Below are 8,102 nucleotides of genomic sequence, written 5' to 3'. Positions count from 1 at the left end.
CCATGTTGGCGTTGAGACCGTTATCCAGCGAGATCCGGGAAACGGAGGCACCGGGTTCCAGGCATTGGGCAACAATCTGGGCTTTGAATTCGCGGGAAAACCGGCGACGGCGTTGGTAGGGCTTGGTTACGCTTACGTTGTTCATGTTAAGTGTCCACTAGAAAATAAGTGGACACTATCCTGACGGCGGCAGCGCCTGGCTCAAGATGGGATCACCGGACGCTTACCAAACAAAGTCAGAAAACTCTGAATTTCGCCAATACTTGTCCGACCAAAGATCTCCGTTACGTTAGACAGGGAGGCAATATCTTTGTGAGCCATGACCTTATTTCGTATGGGCCGATAGATCTCTTCATAGCGCTTTTGGTGTTTGGCGACTTCTCCCCTCAAACGTTGAAAATCTTCTACCTTTGCTTCATAGACTCTGTCCATGTAGCCCTCCAACCAATCAGGCTCTACACCATTTTGGTCGGCTAGCTTACGGTCACGTATATGCCGAGAGTCAAACTGGTCAACGTTTTCAATACAAAACCTGAGAAATGCGTGGACAGAGAAGGCATCGCCATCAATATCGAAAATCCGACCAGTCGTAATAAAAAAGGTTGTCTGCAGGGAGTGCGTGATGACATTCCAAGTTGCCGCGTTTCGGTTTAGACCCTCTCGGACGGCACGGTCGTTAGATCCAATGACGTTTACATGCTTCCATGCATAGAAAGTCCAAGCTGCAGTCGAAACTTCGTCTCGAAATAGCTTGAGCGCTTCCTCTACTTTCTCCACGAATCCCCCCTCAAACGCCTAACGCCTTGAATAAGCCGCCAATTTGGAGCGGCAGCGGAAAATTGGTCGGCTTAATTCACTGGTTATATTCAGTCTTCTAGAACCACCTCAACATGTTGCTCATTGTCACAGTCTTGGCAAATGATTTTTGCATAGGAATCATTATTCTGTAGCTCAATAACGTAGTTCATGCTGGCGCATTCAGAACACTTTAGATCAGTATCAAGCTCTAGATATTTCAGATATAGGTTTTCAAAAATAGAAACAACTGAACATGAAAACAAAAGACAAATTTTTGCCTCAGGAACACTCCGATTCGGGGAATGCACCACCTCAGATGCATACTCCCAGGCCATCTCAGCCATTTCCTTGCAGCGCTTTCTTAATCTCTGGTGGCTTTTCCCTGGCGCATAGATTTTAACAGCAGCTTCCGTTATGCCTTTGAAGTTGCCAGCTTGAAGGTCGTTATTTTCAAGCAGACCTGACTTTTCCTCAGCAATAGACTTACCAAGGTCTATCAAGCATTCACGGCAAACAAGCCCTATCTTCTGAATATCTTCAGGAGCTTGAATGTGGTTTAGATCTACTGATGCTCTATTCAGTCGACGACTAATGGACCTTATTCGATCGATATCGAGCGGCAATTCGTTGACTACATGTTTGAACTCCAAATTTTCTTTTTTATGGAGCCTCTGTGTAATCCCAAGATGGAACGAGTACGCCTCATCGGCAGAAAAATAATACTCATCCTGAGTGTACAAATTCATAGGGGATGCCCCCCCTTCAACGACCCACCATCGACTATCCTCGGCTCTCACATTCCACACATGGATTTCGCCGCCAGTATCATCGAAGGTTTTCTCAACCTGCATATTTTTTATGGGACCGACACCATTGCGGCCAAGATAATCCTCAATTCTCTGCTCTGCGTCTATTCGATACTCTGGTGTCATTAGAAACTCTTAGATCAAAATTTGGTGGAATATAACGCTTTTGTTTAGCGGCGGCCCGACAGGGGCGTCCGGTGGAGGCCGCAGGCCGGAACGAACTACAACTGCTGGTTATGACTAGAACCGGTTACGCTCAAGCCAAGTGACAAAATCCGGAGCATCCTCGGTGAGCCGCTTTGTTTCATGGTCCCACAAAAAGATTGCAGGCGAATCTCCGACTGACCAGCAGAAAAGATCGCCGCACCCATTGCTAGCAAACGCAACATAGGCCCGGCTATCAATGTACCTTTGGTTCTCTACCAGCTCCTGGGGCGAGAGGATTTCAGCACTAAACCTCAGGTCGTTTAAACCGCCCAATCTGACAAAATCACGGTACCAACCTTTAAACTCGGTTTTCAGACCGAGCTCTGCTTGGTTGATCTGACTCTCGGTAGGTACCGAATCATCGAGCCGATATTTTTCGTTTTGGCTCAGGATGCTCTCAATCTGATGCATAGCTTTAGTCATAACGCTGATGGTAACCGGCGCCGGAGCGCAGCGGAGGGAACCAAAAGCGGTACGCTTTTGGCGTCCGGTTGACCGCTTGGTTAGCACTTGTCACTGTGCACACCTTTCAATTTCCAGCGCCAGATCTCGCAGTTTAGTAAACACCTCAATCAACTCACTCAAAGAGTGCGCCTCAGGTCGAGGATACGGAGGTGCTGGCCTTTCTTTGCCAGCAGCCTCTCTAGCGGCTAAACACAGGGTGGCGAAACTGGACACGTGCTCCAATTTCAGACCCCGGACTTCCAAGTGCGTCTCTACCCGTGTCCGGCTTTGTACGATGAACCTCAAAAGAACAGAATCAGGTACATCTTGAACCTCGTAGCAAGTTCCAGCGCCCTTTAACTTTTGAATACCTACTCTTCCATCTGCGGCCTTTAATACTTCCCGCGAGGGCATCTTTTCAACGGGACTACCGACTCTCAATGGGTATTCGCTGCAAAGATCGTAGTATTTGTCGGTGAGCCCGAGTGAATCGATTTTCTGAAGCTGCTCCATGAAGCTCCTTAAGTGCTAACGCTTGCATAAGCGGCGCCCGACTAGGGCGTCCGGTGGAGGCCCGTCGGGCCGGAACAGACTTAATGCACTTGTTACAAGCTCACTCAAAAACTGGCCTCATAAAGCTGCGCTCACAGCTTAGTACACAACGAGTTTCTTCGGCGTATTTGAAGGCGGCTTGGCAATCCGAGTCTTTGAACGAGGCCTCACGGTACTTTTCATAGGCTGCCAGAGACTCGAACGTGAATAGCGCGATGGCGATATTGTTGGCACCCTCGGAAGGCAAGAAATACCCATGGTGCTGACCGCCGAACCTCCGGACCAGAGGTATCCACATCTTGGAATAGCACTCGAACTCGGCGGCTTTGTAGGGATCTATAACGTACTTTAGGTAGCAGGTAACCACTTGAACTCCCTTTCAGTTGGCCTTGTAACGCCGGCCATAAGCGGCGCCCTGTCAAGGGCGTCCGGTGGAGGGCCATCGGCCCGGAACAGACTTAATGGCTTTGTTAAATGCCAATACCCCGTGAATGATTTTGGCACCCAAAACTGAATGCACACTGCCGATACTTTGCACCAGCCTGACCCATGGCGCCAGGAACCAGGCCACCGAATAAGCGGGACTTTTGAAAATCTTGCACCGGATTGCCCCGTGACCTGAACACCAAATTACCGGCCAAAACCGTTGCCAAACTGAGGGCTGTTTTCTGCCTGCCGGCAGCCTGCCAAGCCGCAGCCAAACACTAAACCAAGGAGCCCCGGAGTAAGGCATTTAACGCTTTTGTTCAGCGGCGACCTTTTTGCAGCGAAGCGGAGAAAAGGGCGTCCGGTGGAGGGCCTTCCGGCCCGGAACGAACTGCAACTACTGGTTATGAGTTTTGGTGACTTCACCGACCTTTCTGAGAGCTTCCTGGTACTCAGGACTCTGATCGAGGCCAGAAATGCAGTTGGTGAATTTTACGAACGCTTTCTGTACCTGATTGCATCCACCAAGCTCCGTTTCTGAGAACCAGTATCGCCATGCTCCATGCGTGTTAACTTCTATCGGACTACTAATTTTCTCGGCCTTCGCAAGCTCTTTCTCTTCTCTCAAATAGTCTTTGAATTTAACGGCACCACTGATTCCATCTTCGATTGCCAGATCTATTTCATAGTCCAGAGCTACAGCACACTCTTTCAGAGCCTTTTTGTCCATCTCGATACTCATAACGCTTGCAGCACGCGCGCCCTTGAAATGGAGCCGAAGGCGCAATGAAAAGGGCGTCGCCGTGCCTGCACTGGTTAGAGAATTCTGGCTGACAATAGCCTATCTGCGAAGCCCTAAACTTTGTTTGTTTACCCACCCACCGGTTGTGGAATAGATACTTGGTTCAGGAATGGATACTTTTCGGAGGATACAGGGAAGCTCTTCTGGATTCGATCTTCCACAACATCTGATTCATCAGCTCCGCCCATACGAGCAAAGAATCGTCCCGACTCTTTTTTCTGAACGCTAAAATAGATGTCGCCGATGTAGTTAAAGCTGCCGGGTACAACTCGGACTTCCGTACCTTTCAGATCCAGTGAATAGCCGTACCCCATGTAGTCCACGTCTTCCCACGTATAGGTTCCTGAGCGAACTCGCATCACAACCAGAGGATCATGGTTGGGGAACATTCTAATTTCAGTTGCAGCGCCCAAGCCGCTATGTTCCTCATGTCTCATATGCAGAAAAACTGAACCAGGCACTTCATTCGCGTCCTCTATGGCAATACGAGCAACGAGATAACCGCTATCTTCACCAATTGGATACATATCAATCATCTGCTCATTGCTGATGAAGAAGTCGGTATTCATCGTACTTTGACAGCCAACCGTTAGAGCACACAAAGCCAAGATCATAGACTTTTTAAACATTTCTTTTCCTTTTTAGGACTGTGGACACATGCAAACGCTGTTCAGCGAAGCATACATAGCACCTGTGTGGTGCGAATCTCCAAAAGCAGTTCACGGTCAGGTAGAACACCAGTGCCTCTAAATTTCTTACTACTGGAACCCGGCGGCAGTGAAGCTCTAACGCCGATGATAAGCGGCGCCCGACTAGGGCGTCCGGTGTAGGCCGCAGGCCGGAACGAACTTAATTGACTGGTTAAATGCCGTATTCACGTTCGACCTTCGCCACCCGCACCCGAAAACTGGAGTACCATTCCTTATGACCGAGCAGTTGGGCTTCTCGATGCTCCGCGTTCTTTTTCCAATTGGTGATGGATTCCAGGCTTTCCCAGTACGATACCGTGATACCCAAATCTTCTCTGACAGATTCCATACCCAGAAAACCGGGCTGAGCCGCTGCTAACTCCACCATTCGATCAGCCATTTCCGCGTACCCATTGTCTCCCTCTGTGCGGTGGCTACTGAAAATGACCGCGTAGTATGGTGGCTCAGGGGTTTTGGCTATTTCTGACATAGATTCCTCTAGGCATTTAACGCTCGCCATCACCGGTGGCAAAGCCGCAGCGAAGCGGAGGTTTTGGCATCCGGTGCATGGCCTGGTTATGTGTGTTTAGTCGACGACGAATAGCTTGGCGCCTCGCTCGGTTGATGAGCGGTGACGCTCCGCATTATCTGCGACCTGATAGCTCGAACCGGGACTGAGCACGAACCGCCGGCCGTCTTCCAGTTCAGTATGAAGCTCGCCTTCTAGACAGAGAAGTATGTGCCCCTTGGCACACCAATGATCGGCGACATAGCCTGGGCTGTACTCAACCATCCGCACTCGGATATCGCCGAAGTTCCGAGTTTTCCAGTAAGCCACACCCTCTTCCCCGAAGTGCTCGGTCTTCTCAACCTCCGACCAATCAGTAACCCCAAAAGGCAAATCCGTGATGTTCAAAATTGCTCCTCCTTAAGCACATAACGCTGAACGAAGCGGCGCGTCTCGCGCGTCCGTCTTCCGTGACTTGTTAAATTCATTAGAAAAACCGCCTCTTGTCCCTTCGATAGCACTTGTAAGCGGTTACTAGAAATAGACCAAACACCATAAAAGCCGCTTTATCATATTTTTTGGCGAATTTATGGGCGATAACTTCTTGCAACCCTTTGGCTTGGCTTTGAAGCTCGAAATTAGAAACCATGTGTTCACCAAGCAAATTGATACCAATTAAGAAGCCGAAACCCAGAATGATTGCCCATTGAGTTTTGCGGGAAACAGCTAAGACACTCAAAAATTCTATAAGCCAATTCGGCATGTGCCTTCCTTAGCGATCAAAATTTAACAGCAATTGGACAGAGCACTTCATGATTGCAGAAATTTGACCGCTTCGTTATTACGGCTTCTGAATCACTTGGCGCATCGTCCATAAATTTATAAAACAACAGGTTAGCTCACTACACACAGCCTTTCCATGTAATCATTTGACATCTGTGATCCACGCCACCAATAATACTGTACAAATAAACAGTATTTGCAGGGAGCCAGGACTGATGCAGGGAAAGCAGCCTCGCCTACGGGATCAGGTTTGCGCAGTTATTCGTGTGAATCACTACAGCATCCGTACCGAAAAGACCTACTGGTATTGGATCCGTTACTTCATTCGTTTTCAGCAAATGAAACACCCTCGCGATATGGGACCTCGGGAGGTCAATGAGTTTCTGACCTGGCTTGCGGTACACCGGAACGTCGCCGCGGCTACTCAGGCCCAGGCTTTGAATGCTCTGGTGTTTCTCTATGACAAAGTGCTGGACAAGCCGCTCGGGGAGATCGGCGAAGTCATTCGCTCAAAGAAACCCCGGAAATTACCGGTGGTTCTGACTCATGAAGAAGCCATGCAGATTATCAACCGGCTCGGCAAAACCGACAGGCTGATTGCTTCCCTGCTCTACGGTTCCGGATTACGGGTTACCGAGGCCTGTCGCTTGCGGATCAAGGATCTGGATTTTCAGCAGCAGGTGATTACTGTGCGGGATGGTAAAGGCGCCAAGGACCGCACAACCCTACTGCCAGCAACGCTCCTTGGTCCGCTACAGGATCATGTCGACACCATTCGCAAGGCTTGGAAACAGCGCGATGAGGAATTCCTTCATCCGGGAAGCCGGCATTGGTAAGCGCGCCGGCTGTCACACCTTTCGGCATACCTTTGCCACCGAACTCCTGAAACGGGGAACCGATATCCGCACCGTGCAGGATCTGCTCGGCCACTCGGACCTGCGCACCACCCAGATCTACACCCATGTCCTCGGCCAGGGCTTTGCCGGGGTGCGCAGTCCGCTGGGCTAGGGTCAGTGAGTCCTCACCACTCCAGCTGAGCCCCGGTCTGGTACTCGATCACCCGCGTCTCAAAGAAGTTCTTTTCCTTCCTCAGAGTGGCCTGCTCGTCCAGCCAGGGTGAGACGTTCCTTGCACCTGGGAATGGCTCTTCCAGGCCCACGGTCCGGGCCCGGCGGTTGGCCACGAAGCGGAACTGTTCGCTGTGGTATTCGGCGGAGTAGCCCAGGATCGGGTCGCGCAGGATGTAGTTGGCGTAGTCGGTTTCGGCGGCTTCGGATTCGTCCCACATCTCGCGCACGGCTTTCGGGTCGAAGCGGATGTTTTCCTCCTCCACGATCTGGTTCACCACCTTCAGGCCGAAGGAGAAGTGCATGGCTTCGTCCCGCAGGATGTACTGCAGCTGTTCGCCGGTGCCGCGCATGAGTCCGCGGCGCTGCAGGGCGAAGATAGGGCTGAAGCCGTTGTAGAACCAGGTGCCTTCGAACACTGCGGCAAAGAACAGGTAGGACATGATGAATTCCTGCAGGTCGTCCTTGTTGCGCAGGTTCATATCCGGGCGCATGGCCGCATTCAGCCGGCGGTTGGCGATCTGGATCTTGCCGTTGATGGCGGGCACCACCCGGTAGCGGTTGTAGATCTCGCTCTGGTCCAGGTTCAGGGTTTCGATGCAGTGCTGGTAGGCCCAGGTGTGCATGGCCTCTTCATACACCTGCCGGGCCTGGTAGATCTGCAGTTCCGGCGCGCTCATCTTCTCCATCACCGCCAGGCCGATGTTCCGCATGGCCAGGATGTCGGAGGTGGTGAGGTAGGCCAGCACATTCTCGTACACGTGCTTTTCCGGCGCAGTCAGCCGGTGGTGGTAGTCGTGAACGTCCTGGGCCATGTTCACGTCCAGCGGGGTCCAGTGGTTCTTGTTAGCGTTCATGAAGTATTCCCAGGCCCAGGGGTACTTGAACGGGGCGAGCTGGTTGATGTCGGTCTCGCCGTTGACCACCCGCTTGTCGTCCGCGTTCACGGGGGCCGGGCCGCTGCTTGCGGCCGGTTTGCTTGCAGTTTTCGGTTCGTCGTCCCAATCCAGCATGGTTATG

General features: G+C 51.3%; 12 protein-coding genes and 1 pseudogene. 1 reads left to right on the top strand and 12 read right to left on the bottom strand.

The window, feature by feature from the left end:
• From ACN0XM_RS03360 to ACN0XM_RS03310, 11 genes are all read right to left on the bottom strand, one after another.
• The coding region (locus ACN0XM_RS03360) for a transposase (protein WP_417565514.1) at window positions 1–145 on the bottom strand (145 nt) is incomplete at its 3' end.
• 56 nt (window positions 146–201) lie between these two features.
• Complete coding sequence (locus ACN0XM_RS03355; protein ID WP_417565495.1) at window positions 202–777, bottom strand: hypothetical protein; 576 nt, start codon at window positions 775–777, stop codon at window positions 202–204.
• 89 nt (window positions 778–866) lie between these two features.
• Window positions 867–1,730: a hypothetical protein gene (locus tag ACN0XM_RS03350; RefSeq protein ID WP_417565494.1), complete on the bottom strand. Its 864-nt coding sequence runs from the start codon at window positions 1,728–1,730 to the stop codon at window positions 867–869.
• A 114-nt stretch (window positions 1,731–1,844) separates the two neighbouring features.
• Window positions 1,845–2,234 (bottom strand): SMI1/KNR4 family protein, encoded by a 390-nt coding sequence (locus ACN0XM_RS03345; RefSeq protein ID WP_417565493.1) that lies wholly within the window; start codon window positions 2,232–2,234, stop codon window positions 1,845–1,847.
• Window positions 2,235–2,324: 90 nt separating this feature from the next.
• Window positions 2,325–2,768, bottom strand: coding sequence for a hypothetical protein (locus tag ACN0XM_RS03340; protein ID WP_417565492.1), 444 nt, complete (start codon window positions 2,766–2,768; stop codon window positions 2,325–2,327).
• A 100-nt stretch (window positions 2,769–2,868) separates the two neighbouring features.
• Entirely contained in the window at window positions 2,869–3,174 is a 306-nt protein-coding gene (locus tag ACN0XM_RS03335; protein ID WP_417565491.1) for an NIPSNAP family protein, read from the bottom strand.
• A gap of 456 nt (window positions 3,175–3,630) precedes the next feature.
• Entirely contained in the window at window positions 3,631–3,975 is a 345-nt protein-coding gene (locus ACN0XM_RS03330; RefSeq protein ID WP_417565490.1) for a hypothetical protein, read from the bottom strand.
• Window positions 3,976–4,103: 128 nt separating this feature from the next.
• Window positions 4,104–4,664, bottom strand: a complete 561-nt coding sequence (locus tag ACN0XM_RS03325; RefSeq protein ID WP_417565489.1) for a hypothetical protein — start codon at window positions 4,662–4,664, stop codon at window positions 4,104–4,106.
• 232 nt (window positions 4,665–4,896) lie between these two features.
• The gene (locus tag ACN0XM_RS03320; protein WP_417565488.1) at window positions 4,897–5,214 is read right to left on the bottom strand and encodes an antibiotic biosynthesis monooxygenase family protein; all 318 of its coding nucleotides are present in this window, start codon (window positions 5,212–5,214) and stop codon (window positions 4,897–4,899) included.
• A gap of 96 nt (window positions 5,215–5,310) precedes the next feature.
• Window positions 5,311–5,640, bottom strand: coding sequence for a DHCW motif cupin fold protein (locus ACN0XM_RS03315; protein ID WP_417565487.1), 330 nt, complete (start codon window positions 5,638–5,640; stop codon window positions 5,311–5,313).
• 79 nt (window positions 5,641–5,719) lie between these two features.
• Window positions 5,720–5,995, bottom strand: a complete 276-nt coding sequence (locus ACN0XM_RS03310; protein WP_417565486.1) for a hypothetical protein — start codon at window positions 5,993–5,995, stop codon at window positions 5,720–5,722.
• Between the two features lie 235 nt (window positions 5,996–6,230).
• On the opposite strand from ACN0XM_RS03310, the pseudogene ACN0XM_RS03305 reads away from it, so the two are divergent.
• A pseudogene (locus ACN0XM_RS03305) lies at window positions 6,231–7,023 on the top strand (tyrosine-type recombinase/integrase).
• Window positions 7,024–7,036: 13 nt separating this feature from the next.
• Here ACN0XM_RS03305 and ACN0XM_RS03300 read toward each other — a convergent pair.
• Window positions 7,037–8,095, bottom strand: coding sequence for a ribonucleotide-diphosphate reductase subunit beta (locus tag ACN0XM_RS03300; RefSeq protein WP_417565485.1), 1,059 nt, complete (start codon window positions 8,093–8,095; stop codon window positions 7,037–7,039).
• Window positions 8,096–8,102: the final 7 nt, after the last annotated feature.

The sequence above is a fragment of the Marinobacter sp. genome, from assembly GCF_048269445.1.
In the GTDB taxonomy this organism is placed as follows: Bacteria; Pseudomonadota; Gammaproteobacteria; order Pseudomonadales; family Oleiphilaceae; genus Marinobacter.
This window is presented reverse-complemented; position numbering and strand designations above follow the sequence as displayed.

What these genes read in the sequence shown, in the direction of transcription:
- ACN0XM_RS03300 (WP_417565485.1), bottom strand. Translation starts at nt 8,095, where the DNA reads ATGCTGGATTGGGACGACGAACCGAAAACTGCAAGCAAACCGGCCGCA.
- ACN0XM_RS03345 (WP_417565493.1), bottom strand. Translation starts at nt 2,234, where the DNA reads ATGACTAAAGCTATGCATCAGATTGAGAGCATCCTGAGCCAAAACGAA.
- ACN0XM_RS03340 (WP_417565492.1), bottom strand. Translation starts at nt 2,768, where the DNA reads ATGGAGCAGCTTCAGAAAATCGATTCACTCGGGCTCACCGACAAATAC.
- ACN0XM_RS03330 (WP_417565490.1), bottom strand. Translation starts at nt 3,975, where the DNA reads ATGAGTATCGAGATGGACAAAAAGGCTCTGAAAGAGTGTGCTGTAGCT.
- ACN0XM_RS03350 (WP_417565494.1), bottom strand. Translation starts at nt 1,730, where the DNA reads ATGACACCAGAGTATCGAATAGACGCAGAGCAGAGAATTGAGGATTAT.
- ACN0XM_RS03325 (WP_417565489.1), bottom strand. Translation starts at nt 4,664, where the DNA reads ATGTTTAAAAAGTCTATGATCTTGGCTTTGTGTGCTCTAACGGTTGGC.
- ACN0XM_RS03320 (WP_417565488.1), bottom strand. Translation starts at nt 5,214, where the DNA reads ATGTCAGAAATAGCCAAAACCCCTGAGCCACCATACTACGCGGTCATT.
- ACN0XM_RS03310 (WP_417565486.1), bottom strand. Translation starts at nt 5,995, where the DNA reads ATGCCGAATTGGCTTATAGAATTTTTGAGTGTCTTAGCTGTTTCCCGC.